Annotated in this window: 22 protein-coding genes; 5 read left to right on the forward strand and 17 right to left on the reverse strand. The window is 45.0% G+C overall.

Annotated elements, in window-relative coordinates:
- Window positions 1-96: 96 nt before the first annotated feature.
- Both fusA and radA read right to left on the reverse strand, forming a co-directional pair.
- Window positions 97-2,184, reverse strand: a complete 2,088-nt coding sequence (gene fusA / locus AB4583_RS09010; RefSeq protein ID WP_171732466.1) for an elongation factor G — start codon at window positions 2,182-2,184, stop codon at window positions 97-99.
- A 234-nt stretch (window positions 2,185-2,418) separates the two neighbouring features.
- Window positions 2,419-3,798, reverse strand: coding sequence for a DNA repair protein RadA (gene radA / locus AB4583_RS09015; RefSeq protein ID WP_372117085.1), 1,380 nt, complete (start codon window positions 3,796-3,798; stop codon window positions 2,419-2,421).
- A 161-nt stretch (window positions 3,799-3,959) separates the two neighbouring features.
- On the opposite strand from radA, the gene AB4583_RS09020 reads away from it, so the two are divergent.
- Window positions 3,960-6,305, forward strand: a complete 2,346-nt coding sequence (locus AB4583_RS09020) for a PilZ domain-containing protein (protein ID WP_017066978.1) — start codon at window positions 3,960-3,962, stop codon at window positions 6,303-6,305.
- Between the two features lie 121 nt (window positions 6,306-6,426).
- On the opposite strand, the gene serB is transcribed toward AB4583_RS09020, so the two are convergent.
- Window positions 6,427-7,407: a phosphoserine phosphatase gene (gene serB / locus AB4583_RS09025; protein ID WP_371721146.1), complete on the reverse strand. Its 981-nt coding sequence runs from the start codon at window positions 7,405-7,407 to the stop codon at window positions 6,427-6,429.
- 109 nt (window positions 7,408-7,516) lie between these two features.
- On the opposite strand from serB, the gene AB4583_RS09030 reads away from it, so the two are divergent.
- Window positions 7,517-8,128: a YtjB family periplasmic protein gene (locus AB4583_RS09030; RefSeq protein WP_076655999.1), complete on the forward strand. Its 612-nt coding sequence runs from the start codon at window positions 7,517-7,519 to the stop codon at window positions 8,126-8,128.
- A 127-nt stretch (window positions 8,129-8,255) separates the two neighbouring features.
- Here the strand turns inward: AB4583_RS09030 and deoD are convergent, their stop codons facing one another.
- The 12 genes from deoD to AB4583_RS09090 form a co-directional block, all read right to left on the reverse strand.
- Window positions 8,256-8,975, reverse strand: a complete 720-nt coding sequence (gene deoD, locus AB4583_RS09035) for a purine-nucleoside phosphorylase (protein ID WP_017063285.1) — start codon at window positions 8,973-8,975, stop codon at window positions 8,256-8,258.
- 65 nt (window positions 8,976-9,040) lie between these two features.
- A complete protein-coding gene (locus AB4583_RS09040; RefSeq protein ID WP_372117088.1) occupies window positions 9,041-10,261 on the reverse strand; it encodes a phosphopentomutase in 1,221 nt (406 codons plus the stop codon).
- A 76-nt stretch (window positions 10,262-10,337) separates the two neighbouring features.
- Window positions 10,338-11,666, reverse strand: a complete 1,329-nt coding sequence (deoA, locus tag AB4583_RS09045; RefSeq protein WP_017063283.1) for a thymidine phosphorylase — start codon at window positions 11,664-11,666, stop codon at window positions 10,338-10,340.
- A 223-nt stretch (window positions 11,667-11,889) separates the two neighbouring features.
- Window positions 11,890-12,666 carry a deoxyribose-phosphate aldolase gene (gene deoC / locus AB4583_RS09050; RefSeq protein ID WP_010436196.1) on the reverse strand — a complete coding sequence of 259 codons (777 nt, stop codon included), beginning with the start codon at window positions 12,664-12,666 and terminating at the stop codon, window positions 11,890-11,892.
- Between the two features lie 520 nt (window positions 12,667-13,186).
- A complete protein-coding gene (locus AB4583_RS09055) occupies window positions 13,187-14,449 on the reverse strand; it encodes a NupC/NupG family nucleoside CNT transporter (protein ID WP_017058833.1) in 1,263 nt (420 codons plus the stop codon).
- 204 nt (window positions 14,450-14,653) lie between these two features.
- Window positions 14,654-15,466 carry a TatD family hydrolase gene (locus AB4583_RS09060; protein ID WP_372117151.1) on the reverse strand — a complete coding sequence of 271 codons (813 nt, stop codon included), beginning with the start codon at window positions 15,464-15,466 and terminating at the stop codon, window positions 14,654-14,656.
- Window positions 15,447-15,602, reverse strand: coding sequence for a DUF5363 family protein (locus AB4583_RS09065; RefSeq protein WP_157936683.1), 156 nt, complete (start codon window positions 15,600-15,602; stop codon window positions 15,447-15,449). The genes AB4583_RS09060 and AB4583_RS09065 overlap by 20 nt, the downstream gene beginning before the upstream one ends.
- A gap of 98 nt (window positions 15,603-15,700) precedes the next feature.
- On the reverse strand, window positions 15,701-17,281 hold the full coding sequence (prfC, locus tag AB4583_RS09070) for a peptide chain release factor 3 (protein ID WP_017059244.1): 1,581 nt from the start codon (window positions 17,279-17,281) through the stop codon (window positions 15,701-15,703).
- A 172-nt stretch (window positions 17,282-17,453) separates the two neighbouring features.
- Window positions 17,454-17,909: a ribosomal protein S18-alanine N-acetyltransferase gene (rimI, locus tag AB4583_RS09075; RefSeq protein ID WP_136973791.1), complete on the reverse strand. Its 456-nt coding sequence runs from the start codon at window positions 17,907-17,909 to the stop codon at window positions 17,454-17,456.
- Window positions 17,902-18,300: a DNA polymerase III subunit psi gene (locus AB4583_RS09080; protein ID WP_371713144.1), complete on the reverse strand. Its 399-nt coding sequence runs from the start codon at window positions 18,298-18,300 to the stop codon at window positions 17,902-17,904. Before AB4583_RS09080 ends, rimI begins: the two co-directional genes overlap by 8 nt.
- A gap of 159 nt (window positions 18,301-18,459) precedes the next feature.
- Window positions 18,460-18,963 (reverse strand): GNAT family N-acetyltransferase, encoded by a 504-nt coding sequence (locus tag AB4583_RS09085; protein ID WP_017063279.1) that lies wholly within the window; start codon window positions 18,961-18,963, stop codon window positions 18,460-18,462.
- Window positions 18,947-19,516, reverse strand: coding sequence for an SCP2 domain-containing protein (locus tag AB4583_RS09090; RefSeq protein ID WP_017080003.1), 570 nt, complete (start codon window positions 19,514-19,516; stop codon window positions 18,947-18,949). The genes AB4583_RS09085 and AB4583_RS09090 overlap by 17 nt, the downstream gene beginning before the upstream one ends.
- Window positions 19,517-19,732: 216 nt before the next feature.
- Between AB4583_RS09090 and AB4583_RS09095 the strand changes: the two genes are divergently transcribed.
- From AB4583_RS09095 to AB4583_RS09105, 3 genes are all read left to right on the forward strand, one after another.
- Window positions 19,733-21,772 (forward strand): bifunctional diguanylate cyclase/phosphodiesterase, encoded by a 2,040-nt coding sequence (locus tag AB4583_RS09095; RefSeq protein ID WP_017059239.1) that lies wholly within the window; start codon window positions 19,733-19,735, stop codon window positions 21,770-21,772.
- 180 nt (window positions 21,773-21,952) lie between these two features.
- A complete protein-coding gene (locus AB4583_RS09100; RefSeq protein ID WP_017068227.1) occupies window positions 21,953-22,966 on the forward strand; it encodes a peptidase U32 family protein in 1,014 nt (337 codons plus the stop codon).
- An 18-nt stretch (window positions 22,967-22,984) separates the two neighbouring features.
- Window positions 22,985-23,863 (forward strand): U32 family peptidase, encoded by an 879-nt coding sequence (locus AB4583_RS09105; RefSeq protein WP_017059237.1) that lies wholly within the window; start codon window positions 22,985-22,987, stop codon window positions 23,861-23,863.
- Window positions 23,864-23,948: 85 nt separating this feature from the next.
- On the opposite strand, the gene AB4583_RS09110 is transcribed toward AB4583_RS09105, so the two are convergent.
- The gene (locus AB4583_RS09110; protein WP_017065966.1) at window positions 23,949-25,286 is read right to left on the reverse strand and encodes an MATE family efflux transporter; all 1,338 of its coding nucleotides are present in this window, start codon (window positions 25,284-25,286) and stop codon (window positions 23,949-23,951) included.
- Window positions 25,287-25,375: 89 nt separating this feature from the next.
- Window positions 25,376-25,783: a MarR family winged helix-turn-helix transcriptional regulator gene (locus AB4583_RS09115; protein WP_017056675.1), complete on the reverse strand. Its 408-nt coding sequence runs from the start codon at window positions 25,781-25,783 to the stop codon at window positions 25,376-25,378.
- Between the last annotated feature and the right edge of the window lie 137 nt (window positions 25,784-25,920).

Raw genomic sequence — 25,920 nt, forward strand, 5'->3', positions numbered from 1 at the left:
TCTCGCATCTCGCATCTCGCAGTATGTTACAAGCAATAAAAAGCCCCGCAAGCTTTCACTTGCGGGGCTTTTTTAGCTAATTGAGAAAAGGGCTAATTACTTACCAGCTTCTTTTTCTGCTTTAACTTTTGCAATCACTTCGTCAGCAACGTTAGTTGGACATGGTGCGTATTGTGCGAATTCCATAGAGAATTGGCCACGACCAGAAGTGATAGTACGTAGGTGACCGATGTAGCCGAACATCTCAGAAAGAGGTACGTCAGCTTTAATACGAACACCAGTAACGCCAGCTTGTTGATCTTTGATCATGCCACGACGACGGTTAAGGTCACCGATAACATCACCAACGTGATCGTCTGGAGTGAACACGTCAACGTTCATGATTGGCTCAAGAAGTTGCGCGCCAGCTTTAGGCATAGATTGACGGAATGCGCCTTTCGCTGCGATTTCAAATGCGATAGCAGATGAATCGACTGCGTGGAAACCACCATCGAAAAGTTCAACTTCAACGTCTAGAGTTGGGAAGCCAGCTAGTACGCCGTTTTCCATCATAGATGCGAAGCCTTTCTCAACTGCAGGCCAGAATTCTTTAGGAACGTTACCGCCCACAACTACAGAGTTGAACTTGAAGCCAGAACCTGCTTCGCCTGGTTTGATACGGTAATCGATCTTACCGAATTGACCAGAACCACCAGATTGCTTCTTGTGCGTGTAGCTATCTTCAACAGCTTTCGTGATTGTTTCACGGTAAGCTACTTGAGGAGCACCTACTACAAGGTCAACGCCGTATGTACGCTTAAGGATATCTACCTTGATGTCTAGGTGAAGTTCACCCATACCTTTCAGGATAGTTTCGCCAGTCTCTTCGTCAGTCTCAACTTGGAAAGATGGATCTTCTGCAACCATTTTACCGATAGCGATACCCATTTTCTCAGAACCGCCTTTATCTTTTGGAGATACAGCGATTGAGATTACTGGAGTTGGGAATACCATTGGCTCAAGCGTTACTTGGTGCTTAGGATCACATAGAGTGTGACCAGTTTGCACGTTCTTCATACCAACGATCGCAATGATGTCACCAGCTTGTGCGCTAGTTAGTTCGTTACGGTCATCAGCTTGCATCTCAACCATACGGCCAACACGTTCAGTCTTGCCAGTGAATGAGTTAAGAATCGTGTCACCTTTGTTCAGTTTACCAGAGTAAATACGAACGAAAGTTAGAGCACCGAAGCGGTCATCCATGATTTTGAATGCAAGCGCTTTGAAAGTCTCATCTGTAGAAACGATAGCGTGTTCGCCAGTTTCTTCACCGTTCTCATCCATTAGAGGCTGAGGGTCAACTTCAGTTGGTGCTGGTAGGTAATCTACTACAGCATCAAGGACAAGTTGCATACCTTTGTTCTTGAACGCAGAACCACAGAACGTTGGGAAGAATGCGATATCACGAGTACCTTTACGGATACAACGCTTGATGTCTTCGATAGAAGGCTCTTCACCTTCCATGTAAGCTTCCATTAGGTCATCGTCTTGCTCTACAGCAGTTTCGATTAGCTCTTCACGGTATTGCTCAACGTCATCAACCATGTCCGCTGGAACATCTTTGATTTCGTAGTTTTCAGGAAGACCAGTGTCATCCCAAACGTATGCTTTACGGCTTAGTAGGTCTACAACACCAACGAACTCGTCTTCACGGCCGATTGGTAGAACCATTACTAGAGGAGTAGCGCCTAGAACGTTCTTAACTTGGTCAACAACGTTGTAGAAGTCTGCACCCATACGGTCTAGTTTGTTAACGAAGATCAGACGAGATACTTCTGATTCGTTAGCGTAGCGCCAGTTAGTTTCTGATTGAGGTTCAACACCACCAGAACCACAGAATACACCGATACCGCCATCAAGAACTTTAAGAGAACGGTATACTTCAACTGTGAAGTCAACGTGTCCAGGAGTATCGATAACGTTTAGACGGTGATCGTTCCAAAAACAGCTTACAGCTGCTGATTGGATAGTAATACCGCGCTCAGCTTCCTGTTCCATGAAGTCAGTCGTTGATTCGCCATCATGTACTTCACCAGTCTTGTGGATTTGACCAGTTAGCTTAAGGATACGCTCAGTGGTAGTTGTTTTACCCGCATCAACGTGCGCGAAAATACCAATGTTTCTGTATTTCGATAAATCTGCCATTGTCTTACTCTGTTAATAGGATATAAAATGCGCGCAGAGTATATCACAATCTGTGAAGACTGATAGCTTTGCATGCATTTGGGACTAAAAAACTTTGCCTTTTTCTAACATATAGAAAAAGGCACTCAGTAGTAACAATCTAAATGATTGTTAATTATAGTGCTAACCTAAAGCCTAATCGGCGTTAAGGTTAGGCTGAATTGCTGCTGTATAGAGTAGCTGAAGTGAGTTCAATTACAACTCATCAAAAGCATTAATTGCTTCCGATAATTTTTTCACACCGTGGATCTGCATTCCTGGAATGCCACCTTTAGGCATGTTAGCCGCCGGTACAATCGCTTTCTTAAAGCCGTGTTTAAATGCTTCATTTAAACGCTCTTGTCCGCTCGGTACAGGTCGAATCTCACCCGCTAGGCCTACTTCTCCAAATACCACCACATCTTTTGGTAATGCGCGGTCTCTGAAACTAGAAAGTAGAGCCATCACCAACGCAAGATCAGCACTGGTTTCGGTTACTTTAACACCACCGACGACATTCACAAACACATCTTGGTCAGCCATTTGTAAGCCGCCGTGTTTATGCAGCACCGCTAATAACAAAGAAAGCCTGTTTTGCTCTAGGCCGACAGCGACGCGACGTGGGTTAGCCAGCTGTGAATAATCCACCAGCGCTTGGATTTCGACAAGAAGTGGACGCGTCCCTTCCCACACCACCATGACAGAACTGCCCGAGGTTTCTTCTTCACCACGAGACAAGAAGATAGCGGATGGGTTGCTGACTTCTTTTAGCCCTTGGCCTGTCATCGCAAACACACCCAGTTCATTCACTGCACCAAAACGGTTTTTGTGGCTGCGTAGCGTTCTAAAACGGCTATCGGTTCCGCCATCTAATAAAACAGAACAGTCAATAATGTGCTCAAGTACTTTTGGCCCTGCTAAGGTGCCGTCTTTAGTTACGTGTCCAACTAAGAACACAGCAACGTTATTCTGTTTTGCGTAGCGCGTTAATGCGGTTGCCGATTCACGAACCTGTGCAACACTGCCCGGAGAAGATTGAACATCCGCAACGTGCATAACTTGGATCGAGTCGATAACCATGATCTTAGGTTGTTCTTTTTCTGCAACCTGACAAATCTTATCCACGTTCGTTTCTGAGAGCATCTTTAGGTGCTCTTTTGGCAATCCAAGTCGAGACGCACGCATCGCGACTTGTTGCAGAGATTCTTCCCCGGTTACATAGAGAGTCGGTAATTGAGAAGAAAGCTGACACATGGTTTGTAATAGCAGCGTTGATTTACCGGCACCCGGGTTACCACCAATCAGGATCGCAGCACCCGGTACGACACCACCACCAAGTACGCGGTCTAGCTCTTTAAAGCCACTGCTAAAACGTGGGACTTCTTGCAGATCGATTTCTGACAGCGTTTGAACCAAAGATTCAGTTGCACCGCCCGCATAACCACTCAATCGTTCATTACGTGCGACCTGAGGTGAAGCGGCTAACCTAACTTCTGTAATCGTGTTCCAAGCACCACATGCATTGCACTGCCCCTGCCAACGTGGAAAATCGGCACCACAGTCATTACACACATAAGCTCGCTTTGCCTTCGCCATAAAACCTCAATAATTTACTCAATTACACAATGATGTTGTCAATTTGTGACTTATTTGACCGTACGGATGAAAATAAAAGTTGCAGTCATACCACTTATACTTAAAGATCGATTTAAACTAGTCGATAACATAAACGCACCGTCCATTCTAACAAGAAAAGTATGCAGCAATCTGAAATTCTATCTGTAGCAGAACGTTTAATCCCGGCTTACCACGCCGAAGATTTCGAATTCCTTCTTTCTCAAATGACAGAAGGGGAATCGCCGTCTCTGAAGCTGCTCGTTAAAATGGAACTGAATCGTATCATGGCTCCGTGTACAAAGAGCATTGATTTACGCGGGCGTATTGATAATGAGTGTCGTCAGTTCACTCTCGATGGCCGTAAGCACTGGCTCGATGATATCGCTTTAAACGCATATCAACGTGGTACGAAAAAGTTTAAAGGTTACACAGAAGGCGCATGGGAGTTAGTAATGACTCCGCGAACTCAGCCTCTGAGCGTTGTTAAAACATCTTCTCAAGGTAACCACGACATTACTAGCGCCAATAGCCCGTACGAAGCGGAAGCTATTAACCTAGGTTACGACTTAAAACGCCAAGAGAACAGACTCAAGATTAGCTCGCAGGTCGAGATCACCACATCGAAAGGGCAAAGCCTACATGGTGTAACGGTTGATATCTCCCCGTCGGGTGCAAAGTTCAAAGTACCGAGCGCCTTTCGATACAACCTCGGCGAGATCATCAGCGTTAAGTTCTCAGAGCTTATCGAAAAGTCCCAAGAAAACGATGTTAACCAAGCGGTTGAATTTCGTGTTTTGGGTATCGACGAATCTTATGAGAACAACGCGGTCAAATTTCTAAGAACCATCAAGGTAAGCGACAACAATATTGTGGCTCGCTTACTCGATGAGTCTTTAAATAGCACCAGTAAGAAAACCAGCCATGAGAATCAAGATAGGATTATTCGAACTCGTACTCGAGGAATCGAACATACCTATCTAAAGCATACTTGTAACCTACCCCTGTTTTTCAGCGGCAGCGAACTAAAGCTTGCCCTACTGACGGATAACAACCATCCATTATGGCAATATTGGCACGACGAACGAAATCAACAAGCGCTGGGTACCCTGTTCAACGAGCAACGTATGAACCTGTTGGCGAAACCAGGAGTGAAGGGAACCAGTAACGTTATCTACTCTTTTACCCATGAACACCAAAACAAGACCTTGTTCTATTCAATGATGCTGCCTGAAGCCTCTCGTGAACAAAGACAGCTGTTCTGGCACATCGGTGGCAAACGTAAAAGTTGGAAGGCGTTCAAGTTCTCGGTTTTCGAACTTTCAGACACTGAGCGACAAGCATTAGCTAAACACTCGGATACGCTGGCTCAAAGCTCAGCTCAACTGACGCATTGCGGAATCTTGCAAGAGATTGGCGATCACGAAAGTGCGGCGGACTATCTTCTGAGTGAAAAGCCACGCATTCCAAGCAGTGAATTGAACCGCTTCCGTCACCCGCGTACTGTCGTCGGCAATATTCAAAGCATCTACTTTGACTCTCAGACTCGTCGTAAAGAGCCGAGATACCAATTTAAGTCACCGTTGCAACTTACATCACAAGATGGCGCAGCGGCGAACGGACACACCTTAGATATTTCGAAGCGTGGACTGAGCATTAGCCTTGAACACCCAATGGTACTCAAGATTAATGATCCGGTATTAGTGAACTTCAATGAACTGCAGCTCTATGACAAGAACCTGCCACTGAGCACAGTGCCTTACCACGTAATTCGAGTGAGTCCGAATGGTCGCAACGTGCAGTTGGTTATTGCCGAGAACGCCAAGACAATGCGTACCATCGCTTTCCTTAATGGGCTTATCGATCAAAACCAAAGTAAGCTGATTAAGAAGCAAGAGATACTGCCAACACATTCGCTACTCGAATCACTGCACAACATTTTGTTGAGCAAGATGGTCAGTAACCCAATATTCATTGATAAGCCAAGTTCAACGCTGCGCTGTAAGATCATTGGTGTGAATTTCCCACTGAATAAGCATCTAACGTTACTTGCTAAACTTGGTCACAACCAAAAGTTCTCACTCGAGCCAATCTTCAAGGGTCACACCAACTCACTGTTGGCTGAGCCACTAAAAAGAATTGAAGGTGCGGAGCCTAAGCATCATGACGTGTACATTGCTGCAGTGAAGTTTGGCGACAAAATCCAGTCGGTACACACCAAGTTGGTCAAAGACTTCGCCTCAGCAAAGGAACGCATCTTATTCATCAAGAAAGCGCAGCACTTAGGTGATGTGTATGTATTGCGAGTCACCACGGCACCTATCTTTAATCCGCTAACGAGTTTATTCCAGTCGGATTTAGAAGAGCTTTCACGCATCAGTATGCATCAAGCTAAGAAGCTAGAGAATGAGGTGACGGCGTTTATCGGTTATGGCGAGATAGAGGACATTACCGATGAAGTGCTGATTCGATTGGAGCTAACACGCTAGCCTCGAGTGGCGTATTAACTTAAGCATGAAAATTGAAAAAGCAGGCTGATAGCCTGCTTTTTTGTGTCTGAGCCACTATTGCTAAATAAGATACATAGCCAATAGCACTTAGGTAGAGCCCCTAAGGTTTCGCTTGCCAGCTGATCTTCTGTTGCTTAGCCAATACACCCGACAAGATACACAGCACACCGCCTAAACCTGCGTAACGAACAGCAGTTTGAGCTTGCTGCTCTACTTTTGGTTTTGCGTGGTAGGCAATGCCTAAACCTGCAGAGCCCATCATTACCAAGTCATTGGCACCATCACCAACGGCAACGGTATTATGTAGTTCCAATTCGTACTCTTCAGCCAACTCTACCAAGATATCCGCTTTGGTCTGCGCCGAAACAACATCGCCTAAGACTTCACCCGTCAACTTACCGTTGACGATCTCAAGCGTGTTTGATTGAGCATGGTCTAGATCAAGGGTATCTTTCAGGTAGTCAGAGAAGTAAGTAAAACCGCCTGATGCAATCGCCGTTTTCCAGCCAAGCTTATTTAGAGTATTCACCAGCCCGACCAAGTCTGGCATGAATGGCAATGACTGACGCACTTGCTCTAATATCGACTCATCCGCACCTTTCAGTGCTCCTACTCGCTGGCGTAGGCTCTGTTCAAAGTCGAGCTCGCCTTGCATTGCTCGTTCTGTGATTTCAGAGACTAACTCTCCCACTCCAGCTAGCTTGGCAATCTCATCGATGCATTCAATTTGAATCGCTGTGGAATCCATATCCATCACGATCAAACCTGGCTTAGATAAGTCTGGGACCTCGCTAAGGCAAGCATAATCAAGCTTTAGCGCTTGGAGGATTTCTTCGTGTGCTGGCGTTAGATTGCCTGACATCAAAGCCACTTCATAATGCCCAACCTTCCACGTATCGAGGATGGTGTTGTAAGTGCCAGTGAAAAAGTCGATGTCATCGAAAGATTGTGGAGATAGGTACTCACCAAACACAATCCAATTGGCCTTGGATTTAGCGAGTTGAGAAGCGAAACGAGTCTCGGGGAGTCGAGTTAATAATGTCGTATGCCTTTTTATCGGCAGATATTTCTGATCGTCCATGTGTATGATTCCTAATTAACTATGCTAAACGTTAACCTATTGCAATTTGAAAACGCAAGTCTCAATATGTCTTAATCATAACATTTGTTTATTTCAGGCTTCGTTAAACATGAATGAATCATTGTTCTCAATACGTAACGCTTTACGAATGCTAGCCCTCATTTTGTTGGCTACCATGTTCGTTGTAACGATTAAAAATACGGTCGTGATCAGTAAAGGTAACGAGAAGATCCAAGCAAAACAATTGGAAACTCTTACCAAGCTGCTTATCTCTCAGGCATCACTTTCAGCCAGCAAGATGATCACGCAACAAGACCAAGAGCGATTGCTTGATCTGACTAACCAGCTATCTCAAGACCGACTGGTGTTCGATACCACCATCTATGATGCAGAGGGTATTCGACTGGCTTCGAGCGAAAAAGCCCTCTCGGTACGTGAGGTTCTTGGCTTAGATACACCACTTTCAACAGCAAGTATCGGCAGACAACAGTTAGTTGAACCTATTTATTCTCCAGAGAAAACGATCATCGGCTTTATTCGAGTGACTTTTGAAACCGGTAAGATGACGGCGATTTCTGATCACCACTACCGCAAAAGTGATCGCTACATGATCGGTATGGTGTTGATGGGGTTTGTGAGTGGCGTGTTGTTCATCATGCTGATTCGCAGAAGACCAACTAAGTCTGGTGAGAACTTACTATTGAAAAATGTAAGCTCATAAACACACTAGGCTGACAATAAATACTAGACTCAGAATAAGTACAGCAATCCAATAAAAAGCCCCGACGCTCAGGCAGCAACTGGGCTTTTTGTTATCTGTTAACTTATCAAGCTAAGACAAATCAAGATTATTCTTGGTCACCAAGCAACACTGAGTCTAGTGCGATAACCATCATGTCGTTGAAAGTCGTTTGACGTTCATCTGATGTCGTTTGCTCACCAGTCTTGATGTGGTCAGACACAGTACAAATCGTTAGAGCTTTTGCGCCGTATTCAGCACATACACCATAGATACCTGCCGCTTCCATCTCTACGCCAACAATGCCGTATTTGTCCATTACTTCGAACATCTCTGGATCTGGCGTGTAGAACAGTTCAGCCGAGAACAGGTTACCGACTTTTACGCCGACACCGAGAGCTTTGGCTGCATCTTCTGCCGCGCGCACCATTTTGTAATCCGCAATAGCCGCAAAGTCATGATCTTTAAAGCGAATACGGTTCACTTTAGAGTCAGTACATGCGCCCATGCCGATCACCACATCACGCACTTTGATATCTTCGCTCACTGCACCACAACTACCCACACGAATGATCTTCTTCACACCAAAGTCTTTGATCAGCTCAGTCGCGTAAATAGAACAAGATGGAATACCCATACCGTGTCCCATTACCGAAACCTTACGACCTTTGTAAGTACCGGTGTAACCAAACATGTTGCGAACGTCGCACACTTGAACCACTTCTTCCAAGAAGGTTTCAGCGATGTATTTAGCACGTAGCGGGTCGCCTGGCATTAAAACTACGTCAGCGAAATCACCCATTTCAGCATTAATATGTGGAGTAGCCATTGAAAATATCCTTAATCTCAAAACAAAAAAAGAAGAGAGAAGTTTCCCTCTCTCTTCGTTAACTATTATAGAAAGCTTGTACCGTGTCCCATTGGCGATGTACCAAAGTATGACGCTAAGCTTTGACCGATATCAGCAAATGTATCGCGACGGCCTAAAGAACCGGCTGGAACCTTCTGACCGTAAACAATCACAGGGATGTGCTCACGAGTATGGTCTGTACCTGGCCATGTCGGATCACAACCGTGGTCAGCAGTTAAGATAAGCACATCGTCTTCTTTCATCATATCGATGATTTCATTGATGCGACCATCGAAGTACTCAAGTGCCGCTGCGTAACCAGCAACATCACGGCGGTGGCCGTAAGCTGAGTCAAAATCAACGAAGTTAGTGAACACGATAGTGTTGTCGCCCGCTTCATTGATCGCATCTTTGGTTGCTTCAAATAGCGCAGGGATACCTGTTGCTTTGGTTTTCTGAGTGATGCCACAACCCGCGTAGATATCAGAGATCTTACCGATTGAGTGAACGTTACCGCCCTTCTCATCAACCAACTTCTGAAGAATGGTAGCTGCAGGTGGCTCAACAGAAAGGTCACGACGGTTACCAGTACGTTCGAATTGACCTTTACCTTGGCCAATGAACGGACGAGCGATAACACGACCAATGTTGTAATCTTCTAGCTCTTCACGAGCAATCTGACAAAGGTCTAATAGGTTTTGTAGGCCGAATGTCTCTTCATGACAAGCGATCTGGAAAACAGAGTCTGCTGAAGTATAGAAGATTGGCAGGCCTGTCTTCATGTGTTCTTCACCTAGGTTATCTAGGATTTCAGTGCCTGATGAGTGGCAGTTACCCAAGAAACCAGACAGGCCTGCACGCTCAAGGATGCGGTCAGTCAGTTCTTTTGGGAAGCTGTTCTCTTTGTCGGTGAAGTAGCCCCAGTCAAACAGTACAGGAACACCTGCGATTTCCCAGTGACCTGATGGCGTGTCTTTACCAGAAGACAGCTCAGCAGCGTGACCGTAAGCGCCAATGATCTCAGCGTCTGCATCCATACCAGGAGCAAAACGACCCGTAGACTCTTTGTGAGCCATCGCTAGACCTAGCTTAGACAGGTTTGGCAATGTCAGTGAACCTTTACGATCTGCATTGTCTGCAAGACCTTGGTCACAATGATCTGCGATGTGGCCCATAGTGTCAGAACCTACATCACCAAATTTGTCTGCATCCGCTGTTTCACCGATACCGAATGAATCTAAAACTAAAATAAATGCTCTTTTCATTTTCTTCACCAACTTATTGCTCTTTGCACCAGAACTCTGTTTATCGGTATACGCGAGGCATACCGATAACGGTTATTTACACGTCTTCAGAACGAATCTGACGGTAAACGTCTGGCGTTGCTGTATATTCTCCGCCCACAGTGATTGCATTTTGTAATGCAGTTGCAGCTTCTTGCCACTGTTGTTCGTTGCGAGCATGAATCATTGCTAATGGCTTATCTTCACTTGCTACTTCACCTAGGCGAATGAAGTGATCAAAACCGACTGCGTAATCAATGCTGTCAGTTGCTACACGACGACCGCCGCCCATACCAACCACAGCCATACCAATTGCACGAGTATCCATTGCTGATACCACACCGCTTTCTAACGCGTACACTGGCTTAATAATGTCTGCTTTTTCTAGGTAGTTATCGTAGTTCATTACGAAATCAACTGGACCACCAAGGCCCGCTACCATTTTACCGAAGCACTCTGCTGCCTTACCGTTATCCAGTACTGCCATCAGTTTTTCGCGCGCTTCGTCTGAGTCTTTAGCTAGGTTACCGAGCACCAGCATTTCAGCACACGATGCTAGAGTGATCTCTAACAAGCGAGGGTTACGGTATTCACCCGTTAGGAACTGAACCGCTTCACGAACTTCTACTGCGTTACCCGCTGAAGAAGCCAGCACTTGGTTCATGTCCGTTAGGATTGCTGTTGTTTTAGTACCCGCACCGTTTGCTACTGCAACGATAGATTTCGCTAGCTCTTCAGATGCTTCGTAAGTCGGCATGAATGCGCCTGAACCTACTTTTACATCCATCACTAGAGAATCAAGGCCCGCAGCCAGTTTCTTAGATAGGATTGAAGCCGTGATCAGCGAGATGTTATCGACTGTTGCTGTGATATCACGAGTTGCGTAAACACGCTTGTCAGCAGGAGCTAGATCGCCTGTTTGACCGATGATAGCCACGCCAGCATCTTTCGTTACTTCACCGAACACATCGTTGGTTGGTGTAATGTTGTAACCCGGAATAGATTCCAGCTTGTCTAGCGTACCGCCAGTGTGGCCTAAACCACGACCAGAGATCATTGGAACGAAACCGCCACATGCTGCCACCATTGGGCCAAGCATCAGAGAAGTAACGTCGCCAACACCACCAGTAGAGTGTTTATCAACGATTGGGCCATCAAAGTTCATGTGGCTCCAGTCAATCACCATGCCTGAATCACGCATTGCACACGTTAGTGCGATACGTTCTGGCATCGTCATTTCATTAAAAAAGATAGCCATTGCGAATGCGGCAATTTGGCCTTCAGAAACCGTGTTCTTAGCCACACCTTGAATGAAGAAGTTAATTTCTTCAGCTGTTAGGACTTCACCGTCACGTTTTCTGCGAATAATTTCTTGAGGTAGATACATTAGTGCCTCCCAAACTCTAGTGAGTATGGTTTGTAGGGAAAAGAGGTAATATGGAGTGGCTTGACGCCACTCCATCAAACAGACTTATTATGTTCAATACTCTAAATATTTGGCGTTGCAGTTAGGCGACCAGTGAGTTCATTCCTATGAGCATAGAGGCTCTATGTGATTAGGAGGAACTTACGCAGTCAACAACGCTGCGGTGTCAAATATGACGAGTAAATTAGTATGCTGCTGGATCAGCAGTCTGGTCTGTCACTTCTAATGTATTAAGAAGGTTAGTTAGTAGGCTTGAAGCACCAAAACGGTAGTGCATGTTGTCTGCCCACTCAGCGCCTAGTAGCTCATCAGCCATTGCTAGGTATAGTGCTGCATCTTCAGCAGTACGTACGCCACCAGCTGGTTTGAAACCAACTGTTTTAGCAACACCCATGTCACGAATAACTTCAAGCATCATGCGCGCGTACTCTGGAGTCGCGTTTACTGGCACTTTACCTGTTGAAGTTTTGATGAAGTCTGCACCTGCTTCGATACAGATTTGAGAAGCTTTCTTGATTAGTGCTTCTTCTTTCAGTTCACCTGTTTCGATGATCACTTTAAGCGTGATGTCACCACAAGCTGCTTTACACTGTTTAACTAGCTCAAAGCCAACTTCTTCGTTGCCAGCAATAAGAGCACGGTATGGGAATACTACGTCAACTTCGTCTGCGCCGTACGCTACCGCTGCTTTTGTTTCTGCAACAGCAATTTCGATGTCGTCATTACCATGAGGGAAGTTAGTTACAGTCGCAATGCGTACTTCTGGAGTACCTTGCTCACGCAACGCTTTCTTAGCTGCTGGGATAAAGCGAGGGTAAATACAGATTGCAGCGGTGTTGCCTACTGCAGTCTTCGCGTCATGACAAAGCGCCACTACTTTTTCAGTAGTATCGTCGTCATTTAGCGTAGTTAGGTCCATAAGTTTAAGTGCACGTAGAGCTGCTGCTTTTAAATCGCTCATTTCTATCTCCGATCAATATATTCAAATAGTTAACTACTTCGCCCTCCATCCAGTATAGATGGATATTTTAGTAATGCTCAGTAGCCACAAATGAACGGACTTGGTTCCCTGAAGACTTGATAACTTTCGCTACCAATTGCAATCCTTGTCACCGCACAGTACCAGTTTGGTCTATGGCACAACAAATCAGTCATGTTGTGTCTAACATCTATAGCGTATCGCTAATTTTGGCTTAATCCCAGAAGAATAACGTTCGAGTTGATTTCGAGGTTACTTTCTTGCCAACAGAGACATCCTATCCCTTTAGCTTATACATTATAGGTATCCATCAATAAATTGTAGTGCTCCTTAGAACGCAAACGGTTTGTATCTCAAAAAAACATTCTAGACCCTACATCGAATCTAAGCATAAGCGCGTGCATATACTAAAAACGGCAGGCCTAAAAACAAAAAAGCCCCGCAGCAATTTCTTGCTACGGGGCGATATTATTATGGCGTCTATATATCGATTTCTAACTAATTAGAAAGACAGGAAGAAGCCAGCAATTGTTGCTGCCATCAGGTTAGATAGAGTACCAGCAATTACCGCTTTAACACCCATACGTGCGATGTCGTGGCGACGGCTTGGTGCAATACCACCTAGACCACCTAGAAGAATCGCAATTGAAGAAAGGTTTGCGAAACCACATAGTGCGAATGCGATGATAGCTTGAGTCTTCTCAGACATCACTTGACCAGTTGCTGCAACAACTTGAGCGTTTTCACCAACGTATGGTACGAAGTTTAGGTATGCAACGAATTCGTTAACAACTGTCTTCTGACCAATGAAAGAACCAGCGATAGTTGCTTCTTCCCATGGAACACCAATGATGAATGCTAGCGGTGCGAAGATCCAACCTAGAAGAAGTTCTAGAGTTAGGTTTTCCATACCGAACCAACCACCGATGCCACCTAGGATACCGTTGATTAGAGCAATTAGACCGATGAATGCTAGTAGCATTGCACCAACGTTAAGTGCTAGTTGTAGACCAACTGATGCGCCACCTGCTGCTGCGTCGATAACGTTAGCTGGTTTGTCATCGCCACCGTCCATTTCGTCAGCGATGTTGTCGTCTGGCGTATCTGTTTCAGGCTTGATGATTTTAGCGAATAGTAGACCACCTGGTGCTGCCATGAATGATGCTGCTACAAGGTACTCTAGAGGTACACCCATAGATGCGTAACCCGCTAGTACACCACCAGCTACAGAAGCCAAACCACCACACATTACTGCGAATAGTTCAGAGTTAGTCATTTTAGGAACAAATGGACGAACAACTAGAGGTGCTTCAGTTTGACCAACGAAGATGTTTGCTGCTGCAGACATAGACTCGGCGCGAGAAGTACCTAGAGCTTTCTGAAGACCACCACCAAGAACTTTGATTACAATTTGCATAACACCAATGTAGTAAAGTACAGAGATAAGTGCAGAGAAGAAAATCAGAGTTGGTAGTACTTGGAAAGCAAAGATGAAACCGATACCGTCAACTGAGAAGTTAACTAGGCTGCCGAATAGGAAACCAGTACCGTCTTTACCGTAGTCGATCACGTTTGCTACACCAGCAGAGAAACCTGCAAGTAGATCACGACCCCAAGGGATGTAAAGTACGAATGCACCAAGTGCGAATTGGATAGCGAAAGCGCCACCCACTGTTCTTAGATTAATAGCTTTGCGGTTGTCAGATAGTAGTACTGCGATTGCGATCAGTGCAACCATTCCGACTAGGCTCATAAACAGGCTCATAGTTTATGACTTCCTTATTAGTTATTTATTGGCGTGTTACAAAATGGGGCTATAAAGCGGAGGCAATTATACTCATGCGACCACTAATAAAGTAATGCCGTCCTCACACTTTCGTAGAAGATTCATGTACCATTCACACGCAAATGTGACCCAAATCACAAGCTCAGTGCGATTTACGCAAACGATAAACAAAAACCTTCGATTTTATTCACATATACCGAATGCGCGATGGCTATTTTGCCAAATTTGCGCTGCAATCGATTGCTTTGGCTCTTTTCTAAGCAAAAAAAGTTCATTTAAGATCGTAACTAAATATTTGGAATGATTAACATTTCCTTGGTTTCCATACATGGGCATGTCCGGAGCATCCGTTTCCAATACCAGACATTCAAGGGGCAATTTTGCGATGGTTGTGCGTGTTTTTTGCGCTCTTGGGTAAGTTATCGTTCCACCGACGCCAATATAGAAACCTAGCTTGATCCACGCCAAAGCTTGCTGTTCACTCCCAGAAAAACCGTGAATCACACCACCTAAGGTGAACTTATGCTGCTTTATTAGCTCGATAAGTCGGTTGTAAGACTTCCTCTCATGGATGATTAAAGGCAGGTCAAACTCCTTCGCAAGCTCCATTTGTTGGATGAAAAAGCGCTCTTGTTTCTCTCGTTCAACGTCCACAAAAAAGTCGAGCCCGCACTCACCTATCGCGACACATTGGCTGTTTTTTGAAGCGAGTAATTGGCGAAGTTCCGAAAATTGTTCGTCATTGGTCGGTTCTAAAAAGTAAGGATGGAAGCCTAATGCATAGTAAATATTGGGGTGAGATTGAGCGATTTCATCGAGCTTCCTCCAGTTACATTGGCCGATAGAAGGGATGATTAACTTCTCGACTTGCGCTTGTTTCGCTTCTTTAAGATAGCCATCAATAGTTTGATCAGGTGTAAAACCTTGCTCAAACGCCTCAAAATCCGCGTGGCAATGAGTATCAAACAGCGGAAAGTCACTTATTTGCTGTGTCATTTTCCCTACTCTCCATTTGTTTCCCTTGAGGATCACGACGATAAGCAACACAACTGCGCTTGTTCTCAGGCGTTAAGCCAAGCTCTTCACACCACTTATCGTATTTCCTAACCCAAGCTTTTATCCAACCGAACATATTTACCTCAAGCTTATTGTCTAAAATGGCACGCATTAAAAAACGCCTATTGCAGAACAATAGACGTTTTTGTTTAACTCGAATAGAGATCGAAGAAATTAGTGCTCGCGCGTCGCTCGGAACTGAACTTCAGGGAAGCGTTCAGAAGCTAGGTTCAAGTTCACCATAGTTGGTGCGATGTAAGACAGGTTATCACCGCCATCTAGCGCAAGGTTAGATTGGTTCTTACGTTTGAATTCTTCAAGTTTCTTAGCGTCATCACATTCAACCCAACGAGCTGTTGCAACGTTAACACCTTCGTAGATAGCTTCTACGTTGTATTCCGCTTTCAAGCGCGCTACAACCACGTCGAACTGAAGCACACCAACCGCACCAACGATCAGGTCGTTGTTTTGCATAGGACGGAATACTTGTACTGCGCCCTCTTCTGAAAGCTGAACTAAGCCTTTTAGAAGTTGCTTCTGCTTCAGTGGATCGCGTAGACGGATACGACGGAATAGCTCAGGTGCGAAGTTAGGAATACCAGCGAACTTAAGGCTCTCACCTTGAGTAAAGGTATCACCAATCTGGATAGTACCGTGGTTATGTAGACCGATAATATCACCCGCGTATGCTTTTTCAGCACGTGCACGGTCACCCGCCATAAAGGTTACCGCATCAGAGATACTTACACTCTTGCCTGTACGAACATGGTTCATCTTCATACCTTGGTTGTAAGTACCCGAAACGATACGCATGAATGCGATACGGTCACGGTGTTTAGGGTCCATGTTTGCTTGGATCTTGAAGACGAAACCAGAGAACTTCTCTTCGGTTGCTTCAACATCACGCTCGTTCGCTTGACGCGTTTGAGGTGCTGGAGCCCATTTCGTTAGACCATCAAGCATGTGGTCAACACCAAAGTTACCCAATGCAGTACCGAAGTAAACCGGCGTTAGTTCACCCGCTAGGAACAGTTCATGATCAAACTCAGGACAAGCACCGATAACAAGCTCTAGCTCTTCACGTACGCTTTCCGCAAGATCAGCACCTACTGCTTCATCTAGCTCAGGGTTATCGAGACCTTTGATGATACGAACTTCTTGGATCTCGTGGCCGTGGCCAGATTCATACAAGATCGTTTCATCACGATGAATGTGGTAAACACCTTTAAACTCTTTACCACAACCGATAGGCCATGAGATAGGAGCACAAGCCATACCTAGCTCGCTCTCTACTTCATCAAGCACTTCCATTGGGTCACGAACGTCACGGTCAAGTTTATTCATAAACGTTACGATTGGCGTATCACGTAGACGCGTTACTTCCATTAGTTTACGAGTACGATCCTCGACACCTTTTGCAGCATCGATAACCATCAAACAAGAGTCAACCGCTGTTAGCGTACGGTACGTATCTTCCGAGAAATCTTCGTGTCCTGGAGTATCTAGTAGGTTTACTAGGCAATCATTGTATGGGAATTGCATTACCGACGTAGTTACCGAGATACCACGTTCTTTTTCCATCTCCATCCAGTCAGATTTAGCGTGCTGGTTAGAGCCACGGCCTTTTACGGTACCCGCTTTTTGAATCGCGTTTCCGAATAAAAGAACTTTTTCAGTAATCGTGGTTTTACCCGCATCCGGGTGAGAGATAATCGCAAACGTTCTACGTTTGCTCACTTCTTGTTGGAAAGACATAGTCGCCCTTTGCTGATCTAAAGCGTAAAAAGGGCAAGTAGATAATACTTGCCCTTGAATTCTGTGTGCGGATTATACAGAAAGCGTATCACTTTCTAAAGGGTCAGTTTACACCCTATTTTTTGGCTAATTTTGTGATTAGCTATCTAGTTAGCGAAAAGACGTAACATGACTAGCTAAAAGACATAAAAAGATAGCTCATAATGATGGCATCTTCGTTGCCTTGTTTAGTTGGATAGTAATTACGACGGCGATCAACTTCGTTGAAGCCTGCCTTTTCGTAAAGATTAAACGCGTTCACATTACTTTCGCGAACTTCCAGCCAAGCGCTTTCAGCATCAGCTTGCTCACACATATCAAGGAAATGTTCAGTTAGTGCCTTACCATAACCTTTGCCTTGCTTGCTTGGGTCTACCGCAATATTAAGCAGCGTCACTTCACCAACAATATTTTGAGCGAAGAAATAGCCCACCACTTGTCCATCAACTTCAAGGACATGATGACAAGCGCCTCGGCTATCAAGATCTCGGATCATATTTTCAGACCAAGGGTGAGAATGCGCGGCCTGCTCTATCTTCCAAATGGCGTCTAGGTGTTGTTGTGAAGTCGGTAAAAATTGATTAGTCATAAGCACAAATTTGTTGCCATAAGTCGCGGCGGTGTTGGTTGTTACCGTTAATGTCAGACAGTAATGGCGATTGAAGTGTTTTAGCCTTCAGCTCTTGAGCCGACTCACAACCAGCAAACCATATCCACTCAACCGAACCTAAATCCACAGAAGATAGGTACTGAGGCTGAATGTGCAATGCCTGAAATAATTCGAGCTTGATACTTTTGAGTACTCGTTCAAACATCACGGCGAGATCTTCCTGAGGCTTTTCAGGCGAAACCAACAGTAGCTTGCAGTCATTTGAGAGTGGCATCAATTCAGATTCATAACCCGCTAAACGCTCTGGGTGGCTAAGCTCCCATTGGCTAATGCCCATCTCTTGCAGGTATTGTGCGTGTGTTTGTGACATATCTAGCGGTGTAACCTTAGGTTTATAGTGGGCGATTTATTAGAGCGAAGTTAAAAACGAGCTCATCAGAGTTGGGCTGATACTAACAAAAAATAAAGGAGCATCAAGCTCCTTTATTTAGACTAAATCAGTTTGTATCTTGTTGCGTGATAAATCAGCTTATAAGTCGTTGAACTCGGGGCTGTAAGCAATCTCACCAGCATGTCCAGCAAACGCACCGTTTACCAATTCAATCGCTTGGAAAGCACCTTCAGGCACATCCCAAACACAACTCAGGCCAAACTCGCTCGCAGCCTTGAAACCAAAGCGGCTGTAATAAGCAGGGTCACCCAACACAACGCAAGCTGGGTAACCAAAATCAACCAAAGTGGAAAACGCATCTTCAACTAGAGATTTGGCAATGCCTTGGTTGCGGAACTCTTCTTTCACAGCGAGAGGCGCAAGCCCTTGCCAGTTATGATCGTCGCCATCAAGAGTGATAGGGCTAAACATCAGGTGACCAACCACCTCGCCTTCATCAGAACAAGCCACCAGCGATAGCGTTAAATGGCTATTCTCACGCAAGCTCATAACCAAGTTAGCTTCTGCATCTGTTTCAAAAACAGATTTCAATAAACGATCAATGACAAGTATATCTGCCGGTGCTTCAGTTCGAATAAGCATTCATTACCTCACTTTGTGTATCTGGGGATTGTACTCCCTTCTGCACAAAATCAGCTAATTGATTTAACAAAGTTTTCATAGGAGTCGGCAATACGTCTAAATCTACGCTATCCATCAAGTTTTTGACTTCTAAACCAAGCTCTGTATCGCCCTCAATAGACAGTCTACGTTGAAAGAAAAGCGTATCTGGGTCTTCTTTACGCCCGGCAATCAACACAAGATCGTTAAGGTTTCCGCTAAAGCTTACATCTTCAACAACCTCGTTATCAGCTACAACTAGTTGCTCATTTTGATAGCTAATACACCAACTTAACCCCATATCTTTTATTGAGACTTTAAGCCACTTGTCTTCTAAGAATTCAAAGTCACCGTCCTCTAAAGCTTCCTTAAAGACATTCTTAAGCGCCTCCAATAAGGCTCTTTTTTGTACTGTTTTAGGCAATAACTGGACTGGAGATCGCAAAATTGATGCGGCATTTTGAACTAGTTGAGTGCGAATCTTGTTTATCACGTGACTTATCCGTAACTTTGTCAATAATATGGAATGCATCATAGATGATGTTGAAATCTCAGTTACTGTTATGTATCAAATTAACTTCGGTTTGATACTCGACCTTTAATATCCTGAAAATCACAGTTATAGTAACTCAGGTCATGAGAATTACAGCGGATCGCTGCACTCACAGGTAAATATCGATAGCCACACAAAAAGTAATAAATATTTATCGATAGTGAATATTCAAGCTCTTGGAGAATTGGTAGTACTTTGATGCCTCCCCAGCAACTACAACATTGGTTTACCCAGCTAACAGCAAACAGTCCGTTCTTTTTTGCGGTACTTGACGCCCAACATAACTATTTTATGGTTAATGAGCGTTACTGCGATATTGCTGGTTTGAGTCAAACAGAGCTTGCAGGCATGAATGATCGCCAAACATTGGGCGAACAGTTCTACCAACATCTCAAGCCTTACTATGAGCGTGCATTCAGTGGCGAAACGATTGAGGCCGAAGTCACCCTCAACGAAACAGACCTCGATACCAGCCTTCATTTCAGCCTATCTCCGCTTACCAATGGCAACAAAACCGACTACATCGTCTTTCACGCCTTCGACACATCAGAAAACCAAGTACTTGTCCGTTCTTTAGAAGAATCCGAAGCCAAATTCCACAAACTATCTCAACTACTCCCTGACGGATTACTGCTCGTTGAAAGTGACTATATCTTGTCATCCAACCCAGCGGCAGCGCGCCTGCTTGGCTTTAACTCAACCACAGAGTTAATTGGCGAACAGCTGGGACGCCTATTTATCGATGAACAAACCAAAACAGTCTTCAATAATAACCTCAGCTCTATTATTTCTGAGTCTGGTTTGGTTTGCTTAACGGGTGCGCGATGCGGCTTTGAACGTAAGGTCCAGCTCAACATCGACTCCACCACCGTTCTTGGAAGCAACACTCAGCTGGTGCTTATTCAAGACGCACAAGAAACCGCAAAACAATACACACCAGCAAACAGTGAAGATGCCTACATCGATGCACTGACCAAACTCTACAATCGAGTTGGGTTTACTAAGCGTCTTGAGCAGTTCATTCACAACGATACGCCGGTGGTGATGCTCTACTTAGACATTGATAACTTTAAAAATATCAATGACTCACTTGGTCATCACATCGGTGACAAGGTGATTAAAGAGGTCGCTTCGCGTCTTAAACGCTTACTGCCTCGTAAGGCCGTGATTGGACATTTAGGCGGGGATGAGTTTGGTATTATCCTTCCAGAACCTGAACATCAGCGAACACCTGAAATGCTCGCTGAAAAGATCATTTCCCTGATCAATCAACCCTTCGATCTTCACCACTTTAGCAAGCGCTTAGCCTGCTCTATTGGTAGTGTGAGCTTTCCTCAAGATGGTACTGATGCTCGTATCTTGCTGCAAAATGCAGACACAGCAATGTATGAAGCGAAAGATCGTGGTCGTAATCGTCTGATCAAGTTCAACGAACAGATGAATAAAGAAGCGCGTATGCGACTGTGGCTTGAGATAGAGCTCCAAAAAGCACTGCAACAAAATGGACTTGAGGTTTGGTATCAACCGAAAGTGAATGCCCGTGATTTCACCATCAACGGCGCTGAAGCTCTGGTACGTTGGAAGCATCCTGTCGAAGGTTATATCAGTCCGGCCGCGTTCATTCCTGTGGCGGAACGAGCAGGGCTTATTGAACAACTTGGCCGAGTGGTAATGCGTGAAGTATTTGCTACGGTTAAGCGCTGGAAGATGCAAGGTATCCTTCCAGGTCGAGTGGCTATCAACCTTTCACCAGAACAGTTTGGTAACCCGAAACTGATTGATTACATGGAAAAGCTACTGCGTTCGACCGAGCTTGATCCAAGTGCGATTACGTTCGAGCTAACGGAAAGTGCGGTGATGAGTGATAGTGAACACACACTCCAAATGCTTAACGCCATCAAGAAACTTGGCTTTGCTCTCTCCATTGATGATTTCGGTACAGGTTACTCTTCACTGTCTTACCTTGCTCGCTTCCCAATTGATGAGCTTAAAATAGACCGTGCTTTCATCTCTGATATCGATACCCTACCAAAGCAAATTACCGTAATTGAAAACATCATCAACCTAGGTAAATCTCTCGATTTGACCGTGGTTGCAGAAGGTGTCGAAACCAGTGAGCAAGCGACTCTGCTGTCTAACCTCAACTGTAGTTCGATTCAAGGCTTCCACTTCTATCGTCCGCAACCAAAACAAGATGTCGAAGAGTTGTTTGCTCAAAACCGCCGTCATAAGAACTGATTAGACGATTCCAATACGCACCTCATTCAAAACCAAAGCAACACACAAAACTACCACTCGTCAGTACCTCAAACGGAGTAAAAGCAGATTTATCCATCTAAACCTGCCTTACATCAATTCCGTCATTCACAATTCTTCATAAAATGCTCGCTTCAACTTAATTCTACTGGTAGTGAGCAAATGGAACTCTTATGCCCAGCGGGTAACTTACCTGCTTTGAAAACCGCTATTGATTGTGGTGCGGATGCTGTCTATATCGGATTCAAAGACGATACCAATGCCCGACACTTTGCAGGCCTAAACTTTGCGGGTAAAAAGCTCGATCGTGCTGTGCAGTATGTGCATGACCACAACAAGAAAATTCATGTTGCCCTAAACACATTTGCTCACCCAAATGGCTTCGACCGTTGGACTAATGCCGTAGACAATGCTGCTGCACTGGGTGTTGATGCGTTGATCATCGCAGACATCGCGGTGCTTGAGTACGCAGCAAATAAGTACCCAGATCTAGAACTGCACCTATCAGTGCAAGCATCGGCAACCAATGCAGCAGCTATCGACTTCTACCATAAAAACTTCAACGTTAAGCGTGTCGTACTGCCGCGTGTATTGTCGATTCATCAGGTCAAACAGCTTTCTCGTAATATCACTTCTGACGTTGACCTTGAAGTATTCGCTTTTGGTAGCTTGTGTATCATGGCAGAAGGCCGTTGTTACCTATCTTCATACATGACAGGCGAATCACCAAATACCGTTGGTGCTTGTTCTCCGGCAAAATACGTTCGCTGGCAAGAAACAGAAACTGGCCTCGAGTCTCGCTTGAACGAAATCCTTATCGATAAGTATGAAGCAGGTGAGAACGCAGGTTACCCAACGCTGTGTAAAGGCCGCTTTGAAGCCGAGATCGATGGTGAACGTAAGCGCTATCACGCACTTGAAGAGCCAACCAGCCTCAACACGCTATCCATGTTGCCTGAGCTTTTCGCGGCAAACGTTGCCTCAGTGAAGATTGAAGGTCGCCAACGTAGCCCTGCTTATGTTGAACAAGTCACTCGCACTTGGCGCGCAGCTATCGATCGCTACTTAGCGAACCCAGAACAATACCAAGTGGAACAAGCTTGGAATGCGACACTGGCGAATGTATCTGAAGGTACACAAACCACGCTTGGCGCTTATCACCGTAAATGGCAATAGAGCCAAATGGAGAACTCAATGAAATACGCATTAGGCCCTCTACTTTATTTTTGGCCAAAACAAGACGTTGAAAGCTTCTATGAGCAAGCGAAATCAAGCTCAGCCGATATCATCTACCTAGGTGAAGCGGTGTGTTCAAAGCGTCGTGAGATGAAAGCGAAACACTGGATGGACATTGCTAAAGAGCTGTCGGCTTCAGGTAAGCAAGTCGTACTTTCCACCATGGCATTGCTAGAAGCACCAAGCGAAGTCAACATCATGAAGAAGTACATCGATAACGGTGACTTTGCGATCGAAGCCAATGATGTGTCTGCTATTCAACTGGCCAGCGAAAGCAAAGTACCTTTCGTGGTTGGCCCGGCAGTAAACACCTACAACGCACGCACCCTGAACCTATTCTTGAAACAAGGCATGACGCGTTGGTGTATGCCGGTTGAGCTTTCTCGCGAATGGCTAAGCAACGTAATGACCCAGTGCGAAGAGCTAAATATTCGTAACAAGTTCGAAGTTGAAGTGTTTAGCCACGGCTACCTGCCGCTTGCTTACTCAGCACGCTGCTTTACCGCTCGCGCTGAAAACAAAGCTAAAGACGATTGCGAAACCTGCTGTATCAAGTACCCAACAGGGCTACAAGTAGAAAGCCAAGAAGGCCAATCAGTCTTCAACCTTAACGGTATTCAGACGCAATCAGGCTACTGCTACAACCTAGTCAATGATTTACCGAACATGCACGACCTGGTTGATGTGGTTCGTTTAAGCCCTCTCGGTATCGATACCTTCTCTGAAATCAATAACTTCAGAGCGAACGAGCAAGGTCAAAAACCGATGAAGATTGAAAGCCGCCAATGTAATGGTTACTGGCATCAGCTTGCAGGTTTAGACGTTAAGAACATCTAGTTCCTCGCATTGGACTAACCAGCAACAGATACAAAAAAGGTCTAGCGTTCGCTAGACCTTTTTAATGCGACTTAAGAAACACGGCCTATGCCGTCGCTGTTTCCATCGGTGAGGCATCGAGCTTCTTTAAGTCTTTGTAGAGCATTACCATCACCACCACACTTAGTGCGATGTTAGACAGTGGGTACGCAATCCAGATCCCCGGCACACCATACAACTTAGGCATAATGTACAAGAACGGTAGTTGGATAAGCATATTACCTATAGTCACAAACATCGCCTTGCTGCCCTTGTTCACCGCTTGATAGTAAGCAGCTGCGACTACCAAGAAGCCATCCAGCGCCAGTGCAAACATGTGAAGGCGAATACCCAACACGGTGTACTCAACCAACTGAGGTTCGTCTGAGTTAAATACTGATACAAACTCACGTGGGAACGCATTGAGAAGCAGCACGAACGCCACACCAATCAATACTGAACTCATCATCGCTATCTTAAGTAACTTACGGATGTTCGCTTGGTTACGCGCACCATGGTTGTAGCTCACCAAAGGTTGCATGCCGTTGGCGATACCTTCAGCCGTGAGATAATAAACCGTCACGATATAGCCCAAAATCGCGTACGCACCAATCATCAACTGGTCGCCATATTGAGAGAACAACGCATTGTGAAGCGCCACCATCATCGAACCATAAGCGTACATAAAGAAGCTTGATGTACCAATGGCGAAGATTTGTGGAATCACATCCAGCTTCAATCTCAACTCATTCCAACGTAAACGTAGGTTTGCTCGACGCGAGAAGAAGTAAGCCAAGCCGAGAGCCGTTACTACAAACTGGGCAATCGCTGTTGCTAATGCTGCACCCATCAACTCCCAGCCATAGAGAGCGATAAACAGGTAATCGAGCACGATATTAATCACCGCACCAACGATCATCAGTATCGTCGCTAAGTTCGGACTGTCATCGTTACGCAGTAGAAACGGCATCGCGATCGAACCTAGCGTGAAGACACTAGCACCAATCAGAATGTGTAAGTACTGCAGACCAAGTTCATACACTCGCCCTTCAGCGCCCTGCCAAAGCAAGAAGTTATCAGCAAACAAGAACAGCAATGCAGAGACAATAGGCGTTATCGCTAACAACAAGGTTAAGCCCGTTGCTAAGATCTGCTTAGCGCCTTGAGTATCTTTTTCACCTTGGCGAATCGAGACAAGCGCACCTGTGCCCACACCCACCAACATACCAATACCAAGAATCGAACCAATCACAGGCCACGCAACATTGATACCTGCAAGTCCATCAGCCCCCACATAGCGGCCAATGAAGATGCCATCCACCACTTGGTACAGGCCATTAACCAACATGGCCGCCACGGTAGGGATTGTGTATCGCCAAAATTGACGACTAATTGAGTTACTCATTTCTTACTCTACTTTCATTTGTGAGTCGCATATCAACAAGATATGACTCGAAAAATTAGTTAACAAGGCTAACTAAATATCTAAATTATTTACTTTAAAGCTTTATTTAATAATAGGTTTAACTGCTGAGATTCTTGCTCAGACAAACGGCTTTCCAGTATCTGTGCCATGACCTGATAGATCTTACTTTCTTCTTCCAAGCCGACTTCCGCTTTGCTGGTCAGTACGACCAACTTAGACCTCGCATCTTCGAGCGAAGCTTTACGCTCAACGAGACCTTTTCTCTCTAACCTTTGAACCATAGTAGTTGCTGAAGGCTTGGTTACTTGCATTTCAATCGCCAGATCTGTCAATCGGATCGGTTCAGGAGAGGCTTGAATGACCTTCAAATAGTCATATTCATTGAAGCTCAATTGGCAAATAGGATCTTCATTTACCTGAGTGCGCCATATCTTAGAGGCGAAGCGCTCAATCTTTTCTAAATTCTGGTTCAGCATACTCACCTAATCAAAGAATGGCATTTAGTTAGCAAGACTAACTATTTTAGTGTTGTTTAAATAAAAAGCAATCAAAACGAGATGAAGATCATAAAAAAGGAGCATAAAAAAACCGCTGACAGGCAGCGGCTTTTCGG

Origin of the sequence: Vibrio sp. 10N.222.49.C12 (assembly GCF_041475025.1) — a bacterium.
Taxonomy (GTDB): Bacteria; Pseudomonadota; Gammaproteobacteria; order Enterobacterales; family Vibrionaceae; genus Vibrio; species Vibrio crassostreae_C.

Bases quoted from the DNA above. Each gene is read 5' to 3' on its own strand.
- AB4583_RS09055 (WP_017058833.1), bottom strand. From the start codon at position 14,449: ATGAGCCTGTTTATGAGCCTAGTCGGAATGGTTGCACTGATCGCAATC.
- deoC (WP_010436196.1), bottom strand. From the start codon at position 12,666: ATGAGCGATTTAAAAGCAGCAGCTCTACGTGCACTTAAACTTATGGAC.
- AB4583_RS09085 (WP_017063279.1), bottom strand. From the start codon at position 18,963: ATGCTTATTCGAACTGAAGCACCGGCAGATATACTTGTCATTGATCGT.
- AB4583_RS09095 (WP_017059239.1), top strand. From the start codon at position 19,733: ATGCCTCCCCAGCAACTACAACATTGGTTTACCCAGCTAACAGCAAAC.
- AB4583_RS09040 (WP_372117088.1), bottom strand. From the start codon at position 10,261: ATGAAAAGAGCATTTATTTTAGTTTTAGATTCATTCGGTATCGGTGAA.
- fusA (WP_171732466.1), bottom strand. From the start codon at position 2,184: ATGGCAGATTTATCGAAATACAGAAACATTGGTATTTTCGCGCACGTT.
- rimI (WP_136973791.1), bottom strand. From the start codon at position 17,909: ATGACTAATCAATTTTTACCGACTTCACAACAACACCTAGACGCCATT.
- AB4583_RS09105 (WP_017059237.1), top strand. From the start codon at position 22,985: ATGAAATACGCATTAGGCCCTCTACTTTATTTTTGGCCAAAACAAGAC.
- AB4583_RS09115 (WP_017056675.1), bottom strand. From the start codon at position 25,783: ATGCTGAACCAGAATTTAGAAAAGATTGAGCGCTTCGCCTCTAAGATA.
- deoA (WP_017063283.1), bottom strand. From the start codon at position 11,666: ATGTATCTACCTCAAGAAATTATTCGCAGAAAACGTGACGGTGAAGTC.
- serB (WP_371721146.1), bottom strand. From the start codon at position 7,407: ATGGACGATCAGAAATATCTGCCGATAAAAAGGCATACGACATTATTA.
- AB4583_RS09110 (WP_017065966.1), bottom strand. From the start codon at position 25,286: ATGAGTAACTCAATTAGTCGTCAATTTTGGCGATACACAATCCCTACC.
- AB4583_RS09090 (WP_017080003.1), bottom strand. From the start codon at position 19,516: ATGATGCATTCCATATTATTGACAAAGTTACGGATAAGTCACGTGATA.
- deoD (WP_017063285.1), bottom strand. From the start codon at position 8,975: ATGGCTACTCCACATATTAATGCTGAAATGGGTGATTTCGCTGACGTA.
- radA (WP_372117085.1), bottom strand. From the start codon at position 3,798: ATGGCGAAGGCAAAGCGAGCTTATGTGTGTAATGACTGTGGTGCCGAT.
- AB4583_RS09060 (WP_372117151.1), bottom strand. From the start codon at position 15,466: ATGACACAGCAAATAAGTGACTTTCCGCTGTTTGATACTCATTGCCAC.
- AB4583_RS09080 (WP_371713144.1), bottom strand. From the start codon at position 18,300: ATGTCACAAACACACGCACAATACCTGCAAGAGATGGGCATTAGCCAA.
- AB4583_RS09020 (WP_017066978.1), top strand. From the start codon at position 3,960: ATGCAGCAATCTGAAATTCTATCTGTAGCAGAACGTTTAATCCCGGCT.
- AB4583_RS09100 (WP_017068227.1), top strand. From the start codon at position 21,953: ATGGAACTCTTATGCCCAGCGGGTAACTTACCTGCTTTGAAAACCGCT.
- AB4583_RS09030 (WP_076655999.1), top strand. From the start codon at position 7,517: ATGAATGAATCATTGTTCTCAATACGTAACGCTTTACGAATGCTAGCC.
- prfC (WP_017059244.1), bottom strand. From the start codon at position 17,281: ATGTCTTTCCAACAAGAAGTGAGCAAACGTAGAACGTTTGCGATTATC.
- AB4583_RS09065 (WP_157936683.1), bottom strand. From the start codon at position 15,602: ATGTTCGGTTGGATAAAAGCTTGGGTTAGGAAATACGATAAGTGGTGT.